This is a genomic window from Streptomyces ossamyceticus (assembly GCF_001418475.1).
In the GTDB taxonomy this organism is placed as follows: Bacteria; Actinomycetota; Actinomycetes; order Streptomycetales; family Streptomycetaceae; genus Streptomyces; species Streptomyces ossamyceticus.
Genome location: NZ_LIQX01000072.1, coordinates 1 through 16,553, shown reverse-complemented (window position 1 = coordinate 16,553; position 16,553 = coordinate 1). Strand labels below are relative to the sequence as shown.

Here is a 16,553-nt window from a genome sequence, read left to right as displayed (position 1 = left end):
CCCCTCGACGGTCGTGTCGCCCTCCACCCGTACGGCGACCTCCCGGCCGGTGCGCCGCCGCGCGGTCGCCGCGACGTCCTCGGCGATGTCGGCGAGCTGCACCCGCTGCATGGGCTCCGTGCTCGACTGCCCGGCGGCGAGGTCCACCAGTTCGTTGACGAGGTCGGTCAGTTCGCGGGCCTCCTGGGCGAGGTCGTCGACCAGTTCCTCCCGCACCCGGGCGGGCAGTTCGTCGATGCGCCGCAGCAGCGAGATGTTCGTCCGCAATGAGGTCAGCGGGGTCCGCAGCTCGTGTCCCGCGTCCTGCACCAGCCGCCGCTGGTCCTCCTCCGACTGGGCCAGCCGCACCAGCATCCGGTCGAAGGACCGCCCGAGGCGCCCCACCTCGTCCCGGCCCGTGACCGGCACCTGGATCCCCAGGTGCCCCGTCCTGGCCACGTCCTCCGCCGCCCCGGCCAGCTGCACCAGCCGCCGGGTCTGGCGCCGCGCCAGCCACCAGCCGAACAAGCCCGCCGAGAGGACGACACCCGACACGAACAGCAGGGTCCGCTGCTGCAACTCCCGCAGCAGGTCCTCCGTGTCGCTGAACTCCTGGGCCACCTGCACGGCCCCACGCCCGCCGCCGAGCGCGACGGTCGCCACCCGGTACCGGCCGCCGCCCACCTCGACCTCGCCGTGCTCGACCATCGTCCCGGCGAACCTCGCCGCCGCGGTCCGGCGGTCGGCCGGCCGCACGGGCAGACCGGGGTCGCCCTTGTCGAGGATCTGCCCCTCGGGGCCGAGCACCTGGACATCCGTACGGCCGGAGCGGATCAGGTCGTCACGGGGGCCGCCGCTGTCCGAGGGCGCGAAGTCCTCGGGCCCCAGCCGGTCCTGCTCCACCAGCTCCCGCAGATCGCGGACCACCTCGGCGAACACGGTCTGCTGGTCCACCCGCACCAGCCGCGCCGCCGCGCTGTAGCTGAGGATCCCGACGAGCACGGTGACGACACACGCCACCGCCACGAACGACACGGTGAACGTCGCCCGCAGCGACGGCACCGGACGCAGCCGGGCCGGCACCCGCGACAGCAGCCGGACGAGACGCTGCGGCACCGCCCGCCGCCTCAGTCTTCCCGCAGCGCGTACCCCACACCCCGCACGGTGTGGATCAGCGCGGGCGCCCCGGGCTCGTCGAGCTTGCGCCGCAGATAGCCGACGTAGACGGCGAGGTTCTTGGAACCGGGCCCGAAGTCGTAGCCCCAGATACGGTCGTAGATGGTGGCGTGGTCGAGGACGATCCCCGCGTTGCGCACGAGCAGTTCGAGCAGGTCGAACTCGGTCCGCGTCAGCTCCAGCTCCCGCGACCCCCGCCACACCCGCCGCGCCTGCACGTCCATCCGCACCCCGGCGGCCGACACCAGCCCGGACTCCTGCGCGGGACTCGCCGCACCCGCCGCACCCACGGCACCCGGCGCCACCGGGCCCGACGCCTCCGGGGACGACTTCCCGGTGAGGTCACCGGAGTTGCCGGTCCGGCGCAGCAGCGCGCGCAGCCGGGCGAAGACCTCCTCCACGTCGAACGGCTTGACGACGTAGTCGTCCGCGCCGGCGTCGAGCCCGGCGATCCGGTCGGCGGTCTCCACCAGCGCGGTGAGCATCAGGATCGGCGTCCGGTCGCCCTCGGCACGCAACACGCGGCACACCTGGAGACCGTCTATGCCGGGCATCATCACATCGAGGACGAGCACGTCGGGCTGCCTACGGTGCGCCTGCGCCAGCGCCTCGACGCCGTCGGCGACCGCCGTCACCTCGTAGCCCTCCAGCGTCAGGGCCCGCTCCAGGGCATGGCGGATGGCTCGGTCGTCCTCGGCGAGCAGCACGTTCTGGGGCACCCCACCAGTCTGCCAAGGTCACGGCCGCGCACCACCTCGCCGAGTGCGCCCGAACGCCCCTTCTTACCGGCCTCTCACCACGACCGCGCGGCTGGCTTACCCCGCCGCAGGACGGTGTTGGTGTGACACCGGCCCGCAAGGGAACCCGGACGGAGAGGATGGATGCAGTAAAAAGGGTCGTAACCTGCCCCAATTCTCCGATACACCGTCAATACCGTCGGGAAGGTAGTGCATGAGCCGCCGGATGAAGATCGTGTTCCTGCTGCACAACGCGTACGCCATCGGCGGCACTGTCCGAACCACCCTCAACCTGGCGTCGGCCCTCGCGGACCACCACGACGTGGAGATCGCGTCGATGTCCCGCCACCGCGACGAACCCCGTTTCACGGTCGACCCCCGGATCACCCTCGTACCCCTGGTCGACATCCGCGCGAACAGCGCCGACCTGCGCGACCCGGCCCAGATGCGGCCCGCCGTCGACTTCCCGACCGCCGACAAGCGCCACCGCCAGTACAGCCGCCTCACCGACCGGCGCGTCCGCGGCTATCTGGCAGGCTGCGACGCCGACATCGTCATCGGCACCCGCCCCGGCCTCAACGTGTACGTCTCCCGCTTCGCGCCCCACCGCGCCCTGCGCATCGGCCAGGAACACCTGCGTCACGACGCCCACTCCAAGCAGTTGCGCGCGGTCCTCGCCCGCCACTACCGCACCCTGGACGCGGTCGTCACGACCACGGCCGCCGACGCCGAGGTGTATCGCACACGGATGAAACTGCCGGGTGTACGGGTGATGTCCGTGCCCAACATCGTCCCCGCGCCCGGCACCGCCCCCTCGGACGGCACCGCCCCCGTCATCGCCGCCGCCGGACGCCTCGCCCGCGGCAAGCGCTTCGACCTCCTGCTGGAGGCGTTCGCCAAGGTCGCCCCGAAGGAACCCGACTGGGAGCTGCGCATCTACGGCGGCGGCAAGCAGAAGGACCGCCTCGAGACCCTCATCGAGGAGCTCGACCTCACCGGCCGCGCCCATCTGATGGGCCCGCACACCCCCATCGAGGACGAGTTCGCCCGCGCCTCCCTCGTCGTCAGCGCCTCCGACGCCGAGTCCTTCGGCATGACCCTCGTCGAGGCCATGCGCTGCGCGGTCCCCGTGGTCAGCACCGACTGCCCGCTCGGGCCCGCCGAGATCATCACCGACGGCGTCGACGGCCGCCTCGTCCCCGTCGACGACCCGCACGCGCTCGCCGACGCCATCCTGGACCTCGTCACCGACGACGCCCTGCGCCGCGCGATGGGCCGGGCGGCCCTGAAGTCGGCCCACCGCTACGACCCGGCCCCGATCGTGACGCGGTACGAGGAACTGTTCGAGGAACTCCGCGCGACCAGGCTCCAGCGCACCTGGGAGAGCTGGACGACGAGGACGCGCGTCTGGCTGCACCACCGGGCCGCCGCGGGGAAGAGGGCGGCCCTGTCACCGCTGCGGGGCGCGGGCCTGTCACCGGTGCGCCTCCGCCGCGCGACCGCGACCGCGAACAGTCACGGACACCGCGCGGCCTGAAGCGCACCGAGGCCCCGGCGGCGGGACACGACCCTCGCCCGCCCGGCGGCGATCGTCAGCCGACGGCCTTGGCGCCCATGGCCCACGGCCCTGACGTCGACCCTCAGCCCGCGAACTCGCCGTCGGCGGCCCGCAGCTGACACACCCGCCGGCGCCCCTCAGCCCACACCCGCCGACGGCCAACAGCCCACGCCCCGCCGGTGACCCTCAGCCCTCGGCCCCGGCGGTGGCCAGCGCCTTGTGGGTCGGGGCGTCCGGGACCCCCGCCGGCCGGCCCTTCGCGAATTCCTCCCGCAGTACCGGCACGACCTCCTCCCCCAGCATGTCGATCTGCTCCAGCACCGTCTTCAGCGGCAGCCCGGCGTGGTCGACGAGGAACAGCTGCCGCTGGTAGTCGCCCGCGTACTCACGGAAGGCCAGCGTCTTCTCGATCACCTGCTGCGGCGACCCCACGGTCAGCGGCGTCTGCTCGGCGAAGTCCTCCAGGGACGGCCCGTGGCCGTACACCGGCGCGACGTCGAAGTACGGGCGGAACTCCCGTATCGCGTCCTGGGAGTTCTTCCGCATGAACACGTGCCCGCCGAGCCCGACGATCGCCTGCTCGGGCGTGCCGTGCCCGTGGTGGGCATAGCGCTCCCGGTACAGCTCCACCATCCGCTGGGTGTGCTCGGCCGGCCAGAAGATGTTGTTGTGGAAGAAGCCGTCACCGTAGAACGCCGCCTGCTCGGCGATCTCGGGCGAGCGGATCGACCCGTGCCAGACGAACGGCGGCACCCCGTCCAGCGGCCGCGGCGTGGACGTGAAGCTCTGCAGCGGCGAGCGGAACTTGCCCGCCCAGTTCACGACGTCCTCGCGCCACAGCCGGTGCAGCAGCGCGTAGTTCTCGATGGCGAGGTTGATGCCCTGGCGGATGTCCTGCCCGAACCACGGGTAGACCGGCGCGGTGTTGCCGCGGCCCATCATCAGGTCCACCCGGCCGTCGGCCAGGTGCTGGAGCATCGCGAAGTCCTCGGCGATCTTCACCGGATCGTTGGTGGTGATGAGGGTGGTCGCGGTGGAGAGGATCAGTCGCTCGGTGCGGGCGGCGATCCAGCCCAGCATGGTCGTGGGCGACGAGGGCACGAACGGCGGGTTGTGGTGCTCACCGGTGGCGAAGACGTCGAGGCCGACCTCCTCCGCCTTCAGCGCGATCTCGACCATCGCCTTGATGCGCTCGCGCTCGGTCGGCGTACGGCCCGTCGTGGGGTCCGGCGTCACATCACCGACGCTGAAGATCCCGAACTGCATCATCGTTGCCACCCTCTCAGGTTGTTTATGATTCAACCATAGCGCCAAACAGGTGCTCCGCTTCCACTATTCCGCCGGCACCGCGCACCGGCCTCCCCATGCCCCGCAGAATGTCAGTCCCCGTCCCTACCCTCTCCCCATGGCCGCCCCACGCCGTGACACCCGAGGCATCGTGGACGCCGCGGAACTCTTCGCGCGCGTCCGCTTCCGCCGCCGTGAACCCGCCGCACCGCTCCGCCCCTACCTGGAGCACTACTGGCTGATCGACTGGGACCTGCCCGAGCCGTACGTCTCCCAGGTCGTCCCGCACCCCTCGGTCAACATCGTCTTCCAGCGGTACGAGGGACAGGCCCCCCTCGCCGAGGTCTCCGGCGTCGGGCTCGGCCTGTTCACCCAGAAACTGGAGGGCAGGGGCCGGGTCTGCGGCATCCAGTTCCGGCCCGGCGGCTTCCGTCCCTTCGCCCCCGGCAGCCCCGTGTCCGACTGGACCGGCCGCCGCGTACGGCACCCCGAGGTGTACCCGGGCACGGACCCCGACACCGTCCTCGCCCCCGACGACGAGGACGCCCGCGTCGCCGCCCTGGACGCGTTCCTGCTGGGCCTCGACCCCCGCCCCGACTCCCAGGCGGACCTCGCCATGACGCTCGTCGACCGCGTCCGCACCGACCGCGCCGTGCGCCGCGTCTCCGACTTCGCCCGCGCCGAGGGCCTCTCCGTACGGCTGCTGCAACGCCTGTTCGCCGCGTACGTCGGCGTCGGCCCCAAGTGGGTCATCCTCCGCTACCGCATCCACGAGGCCCTGGAACGCGCCGAGACCGAACGCGCGGTCGACTGGGCCGCACTCGCCGCCGACCTCGGCTACGCGGACCAGGCCCACCTCGTCCGCGACTTCACTGCGACGGTGGGCGTCCCGCCGACGGCGTACGCGGAGGCCGTGGCCCCGGCCGTCAACCCGTCTGTGGCCACGTCCGTGGGCACGTCCGTGAATCGCGGAGCCTCCGCACCGCCCGCGCCCGGCTGATCACTTGGCGTGCATGACCGCGTAGATCATCACGAACGCCACGAGGTGGATGCCGAAGAGGAAGTACGCCAGGTACCACCACACGTACCGCTCGTTCTTCTTCTCCTCGACGAGCCGGCGCCGCTCGGAGTCGAGGTCTCGCTCGGCGTCGAGGCGCTGCTCGGAATCGAGGCGCTGCTCGGCGTCGAGGCGCTGCTCGGTGTCGGGTTCCCGCTGCTCCGGCGGCATCACAGCTCCCGGTGGACCTTCGTGTTGGATGCCTGGGCACGGGGGCGCAGCACCAGCAGGTCGACGTTGACATGGCTGGGTCGGGTGACCGCCCAGGTGATCGTGTCGGCCACGTCGTCGGCGGTCAGCGGCTCCGCGACCCCCGCGTACACCCGCGCGGCCTTCGCCTCGTCCCCGCCGAACCGGGTCAGGGCGAACTCCTCGGTCTTCACCATCCCCGGCGCGATCTCGATGACCCGCACCGGCGTCCCGACGATCTCCAGCCGCAGCGTCTCCGCGAGGACATGCGCCCCGTGCTTGGCGGCGACATAGCCCGCGCCACCCTCGTACGTCCCGTGCCCCGCCGTCGACGACACCACGACGACCGTGCCGTCTCCGCTCGCGGTCAGCGCGGGCAGCAGGGCCTGGGTGACGTTGAGGGTGCCGAGGACGTTCGTCTCGTACATCCGCCGCCAGTCGGCGGGGTCGCCGGTGGCCACCGGGTCGGCGCCGAGCGCGCCGCCCGCGTTGTTCACCAGCACGCCGATCGTCCGGAAGGCCGTCGCGAACTCGTCCACGGCCACCCGGTCCGTGACGTCCAGCGCGTACGCCGTCGCCTGGCCGCCCGACGCGTTGATCTCCTCCGCCAGCGCCTCGATCCGGTCCTTGCGGCGCGCCGTCAGCACGACGCGGTACCCCGCCGCGGCGAGCCCCCGGGCCGTGGCGGCGCCGATGCCGCTGCTCGCACCCGTGACGACGGCGATACGGGAGGCGGCGGACGGTGCGGCGGTGGCCATGAGTGCTCCTGGTGCGCGGCGACGGAGTTGCCCGGCCAGGATAGGCATGCGGTGGGACAATGAGATGAACGAGACGGGTGATCCCCTGTTCAGGAGGTGGATCATGGGACAGGCGCGCGAGGTCATGGACCAGCTCACCGAGGCCCTCACCACACATCAGGACCCGAAGACCATCGGCAACCTCTTCGCGGAGGACGCGGTCGCCCACACACCGGACGGCGGCGAGATACACGGCCGGGAGAACATCGCCGAGTACTGGCGCCAGATGACGGACGCCGTACCCGAGGCCCACTTCGAGTCGCTCAGCTCCTACGAGGTCGGCGACACCGCGATCGACGAGGGCATCTACAGCGGCAGGAACACCGGCCCCCTGGCGTTCCCCGACGGCACGTCCCTACCGGCGACCCAGAAGGACATCACCCTCCACGGCGTGGACTTCGCCACGGTGAAGGACGGCCGGATCACCAGCTACCGGCTGTACTTCGACCAACTGGAGTTCCTCGACCAACTGGGCCTGCTGCCGGAGGAACTGACGCAGTAGGAGCTGACGCGGTGGGAGCCGACGCAGCGGGCACTCCGAGGACGGCGGTGGGAGCGGGCGGGAGGCGGCGGGGAGGCCGCGCCGCCCCGCCGCCCCTGGCCGTGTTCATCCCTTGACGCAGACGACCTGCTTCAGCTTCGCCACGACCTCGACCAGGTCCCGCTGCTGGTCGATGACCTGCTCGATCGGCTTGTAGGCGCCCGGGATCTCGTCGACGACGCCGGAGTCCTTACGGCACTCCACGCCCCGCGTCTGCTCCTCCAGGTCCTTCGTCGTGAAGCGACGCTTCGCCGCGTTGCGGCTCATCCGCCGGCCCGCGCCGTGGGACGCGGAGTTGAATGCCTTCTCGTTCCCGAGGCCCTTCACGATGTACGAACCGGTGCCCATCGAGCCGGGAATGATCCCGTAGTCGCCGGAGCCGGCACGGATCGCGCCCTTGCGGGTCACGAGCAGGTCCATGCCGTCGTAGCGCTCCTCGGCCACGTAGTTGTGGTGCGCGCTGATCTCGGGCTCGAAAGTCGGCTTCGCCTTCCGGAACTCCTTGCGGACGACGTCCTTGAGGAGCGCCATCATGATCGAGCGGTTGTACTTCGCGTACTCCTGCGCCCAGAACAGGTCGTTGCGGTAGGCCGCCATCTGCGGGGTGTCCGCGACGAAGACGGCGAGGTCGCGGTCGACCAGGTCCTGGTTGTGCGGCAGCTTCTGGGCCACGCCGATGTGGTGCTCCGCGAGCTCCTTGCCGATGTTGCGAGAGCCGGAGTGCAGCATGAGCCAGACAGAACCGGTCGAATCCGCGCAAATTTCGACAAAGTGGTTTCCGCTGCCCAGGGTTCCTATCTGCTTCTGCGCCCGCTCATGACGGAACTTGACTGCTTCCGCCACACCGTCGAAACGTCCCCAGAAGTCGTCCCACCCCGCCGAGGCGAAGCCGTACAGCTGTCCCGGATCGACGGGCTCGTCATGCATCCCCCGCCCCACCGGAATCGCCTGTTCGATCCTCGACCGCAGGCGGGAGAGGTCGCCCGGCAGGTCGTTGGCGGTCAGTGACGTCTTCACCGCGGACATGCCGCAGCCGATGTCCACACCCACGGCCGCGGGGCACACCGCACCCCGCATCGCGATGACCGACCCGACCGTCGCGCCCTTGCCGTAGTGGACGTCCGGCATCACGGCCAGCCCCTTGATCCAGGGGAGGGTCGCGACGTTGCGGAGCTGCTGGAGGGCGACATCCTCCACCGACGCGGGGTCGGTCCACATCCGGATCGGCACCTTCGCGCCCGGTATCTCTACATACGACATCTCAGCCTCATTCCCCCGCAATTCATGCAAAAGTCTCAGAACGCAAAACCGGCGCCAAGGTCAACGAAAGGGATGCCGGACCGGCGTCCGCGGCAGTGCGTGCGATACACATGGTGCCCGGGGGTCACCCCCGGTCGGCAAGTGAAATACGCACAGGCCACAGGACAGAACTGCGCAGGCGTCCCCCAGGGACCCCGTCGAGAGGAGCCCCCACGGTGCAGCGGAAGGCGTACGTACCCGGCGTCGCCGTGCTCCTCGCGGCAGTGCTGACCGCGTGCACGGGATCGGGCGACGACGGCACCCCGGACGACCCCCGCCCCGGCGAGGTCACCGCGTCCGCCTCGACCGCGCAGCCCGGCCGCTACGACACGCTCCCCGAAGCCTGCGGCTCCATCGACGACGACACCCTCGAAGCCCTCCTTCCCGGCCTGAAGCAACTCCCGGACGCGGAGCAGCGCGAGGAGGCGTACGAGGGGCGGGCGACGCTCACCTACGACACGGACCGGAAGGCCGGCTGCCGCTGGAAGGTGGAGTCGCCGACCGCCACCGATTATCTGTTCGTCGACTTCGAGCGCGTGGTGTCGTTCGACGGCACGGTCAGCGACGACAGCAAGGCGCAGGAGGTGTACGGCGGCAAGGTGGAGGCCGCGGACCTCCCGGAGCCGTCGCCGAGCTCGACCGAGGGGGCCGGCGAAGGGGACGAGGGGAATGGAGGGGAGGGTGACGGCGACTCCTCGGCGGCTCCGTCGCAGAGCGCTTCACCTTCCGACGCCGCTGAATCCCCCAAGTCCTCCAAGTCCCCCAAGTCCTCCAAGCCGTCCGGCTCTTCCGGTTCGTCGGAATCTTCGGACTCCTCCGGATCATCCGGTTCTTCCGATGCGTCCGGTTCTGCTTCCGCGTCCGCCACTCCGGCCTCTCTTCTGCCCCGCACGCTCGACGGTCTCGGGGACGAGGCGTTCCTGGACGACGCGCTCGGGACGAGTCGGCAGCGCACGGTGACTGTGGTGTTCCGCACGTCGAATGTGATCGTGACGATCGAGTACGAGGAGCAGCCGGCGACGACGACGGATGTGCCGGACAGCGAGGAAATGCAGGACAGGGCCCGGAATCTGGCCGAGTTGCTCGCGGAGGCGTTCGACGAGTGAGCGGTTTCCGGGGGTGCGGTGGGCGGCCCGCCGAACCCCCTGATTCAGGACCGCCTTTCCGCCTCACCGCGTACCGTGGCCCCTCGGACCCGATCCGACCGCAGGAACCACGAGCGTGATGAACGTCATGAGTGAAGGAACCATGCAACGAGCCGCAGAGTCAGGTCATCGTCAGCAGCAGTCGCGTACCGCGCGGGGCACGGGCGTCGCTCGTGCCGGGCGTCCGGGGCGGGCACGGGTGCTCGTCGGCGCCGCTGTCGTCCCGGTGATGCTGGTGGCGGTGGGCTGTTCGTCGGACTCCGGCTCCGGCAGTGCGTCGGGGGACAAGCCGTCGGCGGGGGCGACCTCGGCGCCGCCGAAGTCGGCGACGCCGGAGGTGGTCGAGGCGGCGTACGCGGTGCTGCCGGACGCCTGCGAGGTGTTCGAATCCAAGACGTTGAAGTCGCTGGTCCCGCAGGGCGCGAAGTCGGGGAAGGCGATCAACACCGCCGAGGAGAACGTGACCGGCGACTGCCGCTGGACCAGCCTCGACAACAACGGTGTGGACGGTTCGCAGTACCGCTGGCTGAGCGTGTCGCTGCATCTGCTGGCGTCGGACGCGGCGAACGGTCCGGGTGAGGACCGGGCGCACGAGGCGTTCGAGTCGAAGGTGACCGCCGCGAAGGCGGTGAAGGGGGCGAAGAACGTCAAGACGGAGCCGGTGACGGGCACGGGCGACGAGGCGACGGTGGTGCGTTACGACCTGAAGAAGGACGGCGACACCTTCAAGCAGCAGACGATCGTGGTGCGCACGGAGAACGTGGTCGTCACGCTCGACTACAACGGCGCCGGTCTGGCCGGCGACAAGAGCCCGGACCCGGCGGCGCTGCTGAAGTCGGCGAAGTCCGCGGCGAAGGAGGTCGTGGAGGCGGTCGAGGACGCGAACGACGGCGACGGCGGCGGGTCGTCCCCGTCGGCGAGCGCGTCGAAGTCACCGTCCAAGTCCGCGTCGAAGTCACCGTCGAAGTCACCGTCGAAGGGCGCCACGAAGGCGGCGGGCTCGGGTTCCGGTTCGGATCTGGGCACCGGCTCCGACAGCGGTTCCGGCTCGGGTTCCAAGACCTCGACGAGCGGCTCGTCGTCCACGCGGAAGACCTCGCGATAGCGGACGCGCACGACCGGTCCTCAGCGGGCCGGTCGAGCCGGGCCCGCGTAGTGCCCAACTCGTAATGCGCGGCGGGTGACGCCCGCCCTCACCAGGGGTTTCGTCCGGGCCCGGTCCTCTCGGGGGCCGGGCCCGATGCGTACCGGCAACCCGTTTGCCGTACACATGTGCCACCCTGTTGCGCGCAACAACACGCAAGGGGAGGGGAGTACGGGTGGCCGCGCCAATGCAGCTGACTCGAATGCACCGCGTTCTCATCGGCGTGGTCGTGTTCGGCGCCGTCATCATCGCCGGGATCGGCTTCGCGGGTTCCTACGCGGCGGTGCGGGAACTGGCCGTCAAGAAGGGCTTCGGGAACTTCTCCTACGTCTTCCCGATCGGTATCGACGCCGGTATCTGTGTCCTGCTGGCCCTGGACCTGCTGCTGACCTGGATCCGCATCCCCTTCCCCCTGCTGCGGCAGACGGCGTGGCTGCTGACGATGGCGACGATCGCCTTCAACGGCGCGGCGGCCTGGCCGGACCCGCTCGGTGTGGGGATGCACGCGGTGATCCCGGTGCTGTTCGTGGTGTCGGTCGAGGCGGCGCGGCACGCGATCGGCCGTATCGCCGACATCACCGCCGACAAGCACATGGAGGGCGTGCGCCTCACGCGCTGGCTGCTCTCGCCCGTCCCCACGTTCCTTCTCTGGCGCCGGATGAAGCTGTGGGAGCTGCGCTCCTACGACCAGGTGATCAAGCTGGAGCAGGAACGTCTCGTCTATCAGGCCCGCCTGCGCTCCCGCTTCGGCCGGGCCTGGCGCCGCAAGGCCCCGGTGGAGTCCCTGATGCCGCTGCGCCTGGCCCGCTACGGCGTCCCGCTCGCGGAAACGGCCCCGGCGGGTCTGGCCGCGGCGGGCATCGAGCCGACGTTGCTGCCGCCGGCGCCGCAGGTCGAGGTCGGCCGGGCCGCGGAGGACCGTGTCGCCGGTACGGCCCGTGCGGGGGTGGCCGCGCCCGCCGCGGAGCAGCGCCGCCAGCTGGAGAGCGTCCCCGCCCCGCGGCAGCCGGAGTACCCGGAGTACGAGCGGCAGGGGTACGCCGAGCAGGAACCGCCGCCCGAGGAGAGTCCCTGGCTGCACGCCCGCCATCCGCAGGAGGTCCCCTACCAGGGCGGCTACGACCCGTCGTACGACCCTGAGGAGGAGTACGAGCGGTGGTACGAGGAACAGGACCCGGAGCAGTACCAGCGGGAGCAGTACCAGGCCGACCAGTACCCGGCCGAGCAGTACCAGCAGCAGCGGTTCGAGGAGACCGGGGCGCCGGTGGAGGAGCCCTCGCCGGAGGAGACCGGCAGTTTCCCCATTCCGGTGGCCCCGGGCCGCACCCGTGAGCTGGGCGAGGGCGGCGGTACTCCGGAGCCGGACGAAGAGGCGTACTACCAGGTCTTCAAGCAGTCGATAAGTGCCGGCAGCGGGTACCCGACCCCCCGTGAGTTCAGCGACAACATCCAGATGACCTATGGCGTCAGCGTCCTGGACGCCGAGGCCAAGCGCATGGTGCTGCGCTTCCAGAACCGCCACACCGCGGAGCTGGAGGACGACCACATCGCGTGAGCGACGTGAAACGCGCGGAGGGGGCGCCCGGTGGTGATCACCGGGCGCCCCCTCCGCGTCGGTGCGGGTGCTACTCGCCGAGCAGGGCCCGTACCCGGTCCTGACCCACCGCGAGGAGCAGCGTGGGCAGGCGCGGGCCGGTGTCACGGCCGACGAGCAGGTGGTAGAGCAGCGCGAAGAACGACCGCTGGGCGGTCTTGATCTCCGGCGGGAGCTCCTTGGGCGTGGCGTCCGCGGAGAACCCGGCCTGGACCTTGGGCACGCCGTAGACGAGATGGGTGAGCCCGTCGAGGGACCAGTGGTCGGCGAGTCCGTCGAGCAGCAGCCGGAGGGAGCCCTGCGCCTGCTCGTCGAGGGACTTCAGCAGCTCGGCGTCGGGCTCGTCGCGCACGATGGTCCGCTGGTCGGCGGGGACGTGCGTGTTGATCCAGGCCTCGGCCTTGTCGAGGCGGGGCCGTACGGCGTCGAGGGACGACAGCGGGTCGGTGGGGTCGAGCTCGCTGAGGATGCGCAGGGTCTGGGCCTCGGCGCCCGCGGTGATGTCGGCGACGGACGCGAGGGTCCGGTACGGCATCGGGCGGGGCGTGCGGGGCAGCTCACCGGCGGCGGTTCCCACGGCACGGGAGTGGGCGGCCACGTCGGCCGGCAGCGCGGAGCCGTCGGTGACCTTGGCGTCGAGCTTGTCCCACTCGTCGTAGAGCCGCTGGATCTCCTGGTCGAAGGCGATCTTGAAGGACTGGTTGGGCCGGCGGCGGGCGTAGAGCCAGCGCAGCAGCTGCGGCTCCATGATCTTCAGCGCGTCGGCGGGGGTGGGCACGCCCCCCTTGGACGACGACATCTTGGCCATGCCGCTGATGCCGACGAAGGCGTACATGGGGCCGATGGGCTGCTTGCCGCCGAAGATCCCGACGATCTGCCCGCCGACCTGGAAGGACGAACCCGGGGACGAGTGGTCGACGCCGCTGGGCTCGAAGACGACGCCCTCGTACGCCCAGCGCATCGGCCAGTCGACCTTCCAGACGAGCTTGCCGCGGTTGAACTCGTTCAGCGCGACGGTCTCGGCGAAGCCGCAGGCGGTGCAGGTGTACGACAGCTCGGTGGTGGCGTCGTCGTAGGCGGTGACGGTGGTGAGGTCCTTCTCGCACTGCCCGCAGAAGGGCTTGTACGGGAAGTACCCGGCGGAGCCGGAGCTGCCGTCGTCCTCGGCGGCTGCGCCGGAGCCCTCCGCGGCCTCCAGCTCGGCCTCGTCCACCGGCTTCTGCGACTGCGGCTTCTTGGCCGGGTCCTTCTTGGTGCGGTACTGGGCGAGGATCGCGTCGATGTCGCCGCGGTGCTTCATGGCGTGGAGGATCTGCTCGCGGTACACGCCGGAGGTGTACTGCTCGGTCTGGCTGATCCCGTCGAACTCGACGCCCATCTCGGCGAGCGCGTCGACCATCGCGGCCTTGAAGTGCTCGGCCCAGTTGGGGTGGGCGGAGCCCTTCGGCGCCGGGACGGAGGTGAGGGGCTTGCCGATGTGCTCGGCCCAGGTGCCGTCGACGCCGTCGACGCCGTTCGGGACCTTGCGGTAGCGGTCGTAGTCGTCCCAGGAGATCAGGTGGCGGACCTGGTGGCCGCGCCGGCGGATCTCGTCGGCGACGAGGTGCGGCGTCATCACCTCGCGCAGGTTGCCCAGGTGGATGGGGCCGGACGGGGAGAGCCCGGACGCGACGACGACCGGTTTGCCCGGGGCCCGACGCTCCGACTCCTCGATGACCTCATCCGCGAAACGGGAGACCCAGTCGGTGGTCTCGGTGCTCTGAGCCACGATCGGCACGTCCTCTTTTTCTGAGTGTTCTCCGGGCCGACCGGTACGGTCCCCGGCCGACGGGGCCCATTCTCCCAGCTCTGGCCATAACCACGAAACCGCGTTTTGAGGGGGGTCGGGCGCCTAGTCACTCGGGGGTGCGTGTTCGTCGGCGGGTGCGGGTGAGTGGGGGCTTGTCGCGCAGTTCCCCGCGCCCCTGAAAAGCGACCGGGGCTGCGCCCCGTGCTTTTCAGGACGAAGGGCGGGCCGCAGGCCCGATCCCTTCAGGGGCGCGGGGAACTGCGCGAGAAACCACGACCCACCCGCACCCGCCGACGAACCGCGCACCCCCGAGCCATGACGCGCCCTCCGCTCGCCCGAAAACCCCTTTACCCCCCGTGGGATACTGAACGACATCCACCCGTACCCCGAGGAGAACGGCTCCCCATCTCATGGCTCCGGTCACGTCCCTCACCGCCTCCGTCCACCAGCGCCTCGCGACCGCCCTCTCGGCCACCCTGCCGGAGGCCCCCGCGGACCCGCTGCTGCGACGCAGCGACCGGGCGGACTTCCAGGCCAACGGCATCCTCGCCCTGGCGAAGAAGGCCAAGGCGAACCCGCGGGAGCTGGCGACGCAGGTCGTCGCGAAGGTCGAGTCGGGGGTGACCAGCGACCTGATCAAGGAGATCGAGGTCTCGGGCCCCGGCTTCCTCAACATCACCCTCACCGACGCGGCGATCACCCGTAACCTCGCGGAGCGCTACGCGGACGAGGTCCGCCTCGGCGTGCCGCTCGCGGAGCGCCCCGGTACGACGGTCATCGACTACGCCCAGCCGAACGTGGCGAAGGAGATGCACGTCGGCCACCTCCGTTCCGCGGTGATCGGTGACGCGGTCGTCCAGATCCTTGAGTTCACCGGCGAGAACGTGGTCCGCAGGCACCACATCGGCGACTGGGGCACCCAGTTCGGCATGCTGATCCAGTATCTGCTGGAGCACCCGCACGAGCTGGACCACAAGGCGGAAGGCGAGGACACGGCGGTCTCCGGCGAGGAGGCCATGTCGAACCTGAACCGCCTGTACAAGGCGTCGCGGGCGCTGTTCGACTCCGACGAGGAGTTCAAGACGCGGGCCCGGCGCCGGGTGGTCGACCTGCAGGCGGGCGAGCCGGAGACGCTCGCGCTGTGGCAGCGGTTCGTGGACGAGTCGAAGATCTACTTCTACTCGGTCTTCGAGAAGCTGGACATGGAGATCCGGGACCCGGACATCGTCGGCGAGTCGGGTTACAACGACATGCTGGACGAGACGTGCCGGCTGCTGGAGGAGTCGGGGGTCGCGGTCCGCTCCGAGGGCGCGCTCTGCGTCTTCTTCGACGACATCAAGGGCCCGGAAGGCAACCCGGTCCCGCTGATCGTGCAGAAGTCGGACGGCGGCTACGGCTACGCGGCGACCGACCTGTCCGCGATTCGCGACCGGGTCTTCCACCAGAAGGCGAACACGCTGCTCTACGTCGTGGACGCCCGGCAGTCGCTGCACTTCAAGATGGTCTTCGAGACGGCCCGCCGGGCGGGCTGGCTGAACGACGACGTGAAGGCGCACCAGCTGGCGTTCGGCACGGTCCTCGGCAAGGACGGCAAGCCGTTCAAGACCCGTGAGGGCGAGACGGTCCGGCTGGAGGACCTCCTCGACGAGGCGGTCCAGCGGGCGACGGCCGTGGTCCGGGAGAAGGCCGAGAAGGTGGGCCTGGCCGAGCAGGAGATCGTCGAGAACGGCCGGTACGTGGGCATCGGCGCGGTGAAGTACGCCGACCTGTCGACGTCCGCCGTACGGGACTACAAGTTCGACCTGGACCAGATGGTGTCGCTGAACGGCGACACGTCGGTGTACCTCCAGTACGCGTACGCCCGTATCCAGTCGATCCTGCGGAAGGCGGGCGAGACCCGTCCGGCCGCGCACCCGGAGCTGGAACTGGCCCCGGCGGAGCGGGCGCTGGGTCTGCACCTGGACCAGTTCGGCGAGACGATCGCGGAGGTCGCGGAGGGGTACGAGCCTCACAAGCTGGCCGCGTACCTGTTCAAGCTGGCGACGCTGCTGACGACGTTCTACGACCAGTGCCACGTGCTGTCCCCGGACAACGCGCCGGAGGTCGTGGAGAACCGTCTGTTCCTGATCGACCTGACGGCCCGCACCCTCCACCGCGGCATGGCCCTGCTGGGCATCCGGACCCCCGAGCGCCTCTGACGGGCGACGGCCGTTGCGCTGACCGCAACGGCCGTTACCCTTCGCGCGGGGACACCCCCACGT

General features: G+C 70.6%; 14 protein-coding genes. 7 read left to right on the top strand and 7 right to left on the bottom strand.

Annotated features, from left to right (window positions below):
• Both AOK15_RS06760 and AOK15_RS06755 read right to left on the bottom strand, forming a co-directional pair.
• Window positions 1-1,095: sensor histidine kinase (locus AOK15_RS06760; RefSeq protein WP_055513797.1), on the bottom strand; the 1,095-nt coding region annotated here is incomplete at its 3' end.
• An 11-nt stretch (window positions 1,096-1,106) separates the two neighbouring features.
• Entirely contained in the window at window positions 1,107-1,874 is a 768-nt protein-coding gene (locus tag AOK15_RS06755; RefSeq protein WP_205632089.1) for a response regulator transcription factor, read from the bottom strand.
• A 244-nt stretch (window positions 1,875-2,118) separates the two neighbouring features.
• On the opposite strand from AOK15_RS06755, the gene AOK15_RS06750 reads away from it, so the two are divergent.
• The gene (locus tag AOK15_RS06750) at window positions 2,119-3,429 is read left to right on the top strand and encodes a glycosyltransferase family 4 protein (protein WP_055513795.1); all 1,311 of its coding nucleotides are present in this window, start codon (window positions 2,119-2,121) and stop codon (window positions 3,427-3,429) included.
• A 207-nt stretch (window positions 3,430-3,636) separates the two neighbouring features.
• Here the strand turns inward: AOK15_RS06750 and AOK15_RS06745 are convergent, their stop codons facing one another.
• Window positions 3,637-4,716 (bottom strand): LLM class flavin-dependent oxidoreductase, encoded by a 1,080-nt coding sequence (locus AOK15_RS06745; RefSeq protein ID WP_185093910.1) that lies wholly within the window; start codon window positions 4,714-4,716, stop codon window positions 3,637-3,639.
• Window positions 4,717-4,855: 139 nt separating this feature from the next.
• Here AOK15_RS06745 and AOK15_RS06740 point away from each other — a divergent pair, with 139 nt between their 5' ends.
• Window positions 4,856-5,737, top strand: a complete 882-nt coding sequence (locus AOK15_RS06740) for a helix-turn-helix transcriptional regulator (protein ID WP_079058339.1) — start codon at window positions 4,856-4,858, stop codon at window positions 5,735-5,737.
• Here AOK15_RS06740 and AOK15_RS06735 read toward each other — a convergent pair whose 3' ends face one another.
• Both AOK15_RS06735 and AOK15_RS06730 read right to left on the bottom strand, forming a co-directional pair.
• Entirely contained in the window at window positions 5,738-5,965 is a 228-nt protein-coding gene (locus AOK15_RS06735) for a hypothetical protein (RefSeq protein ID WP_055513792.1), read from the bottom strand.
• Complete coding sequence (locus AOK15_RS06730; RefSeq protein WP_055513790.1) at window positions 5,965-6,741, bottom strand: SDR family NAD(P)-dependent oxidoreductase; 777 nt, start codon at window positions 6,739-6,741, stop codon at window positions 5,965-5,967. Before AOK15_RS06730 ends, AOK15_RS06735 begins: the two co-directional genes overlap by 1 nt.
• 103 nt (window positions 6,742-6,844) lie before the next feature.
• Between AOK15_RS06730 and AOK15_RS06725 the strand changes: the two genes are divergently transcribed.
• Window positions 6,845-7,282: an ester cyclase gene (locus AOK15_RS06725; protein ID WP_055513799.1), complete on the top strand. Its 438-nt coding sequence runs from the start codon at window positions 6,845-6,847 to the stop codon at window positions 7,280-7,282.
• Between the two features lie 105 nt (window positions 7,283-7,387).
• On the opposite strand, the gene AOK15_RS06720 is transcribed toward AOK15_RS06725, so the two are convergent.
• Entirely contained in the window at window positions 7,388-8,581 is a 1,194-nt protein-coding gene (locus AOK15_RS06720; RefSeq protein WP_055513788.1) for an RtcB family protein, read from the bottom strand.
• Between the two features lie 215 nt (window positions 8,582-8,796).
• Here AOK15_RS06720 and AOK15_RS06715 point away from each other — a divergent pair, with 215 nt between their 5' ends.
• From AOK15_RS06715 to AOK15_RS06705, 3 genes are all read left to right on the top strand, one after another.
• Complete coding sequence (locus tag AOK15_RS06715) at window positions 8,797-9,726, top strand: hypothetical protein (protein WP_055513786.1); 930 nt, start codon at window positions 8,797-8,799, stop codon at window positions 9,724-9,726.
• A 142-nt stretch (window positions 9,727-9,868) separates the two neighbouring features.
• Window positions 9,869-10,870 carry a hypothetical protein gene (locus tag AOK15_RS06710; protein WP_240508330.1) on the top strand — a complete coding sequence of 334 codons (1,002 nt, stop codon included), beginning with the start codon at window positions 9,869-9,871 and terminating at the stop codon, window positions 10,868-10,870.
• Window positions 10,871-11,111: 241 nt separating this feature from the next.
• Entirely contained in the window at window positions 11,112-12,464 is a 1,353-nt protein-coding gene (locus tag AOK15_RS06705) for a DUF2637 domain-containing protein (protein WP_055513781.1), read from the top strand.
• Window positions 12,465-12,534: 70 nt separating this feature from the next.
• On the opposite strand, the gene lysS is transcribed toward AOK15_RS06705, so the two are convergent.
• A complete protein-coding gene (lysS, locus tag AOK15_RS06700) occupies window positions 12,535-14,280 on the bottom strand; it encodes a lysine--tRNA ligase (protein ID WP_055513779.1) in 1,746 nt (581 codons plus the stop codon).
• A gap of 422 nt (window positions 14,281-14,702) precedes the next feature.
• On the opposite strand from lysS, the gene argS reads away from it, so the two are divergent.
• A complete protein-coding gene (gene argS, locus AOK15_RS06695; protein ID WP_055513777.1) occupies window positions 14,703-16,490 on the top strand; it encodes an arginine--tRNA ligase in 1,788 nt (595 codons plus the stop codon).
• Window positions 16,491-16,553 lie beyond the last annotated feature (63 nt).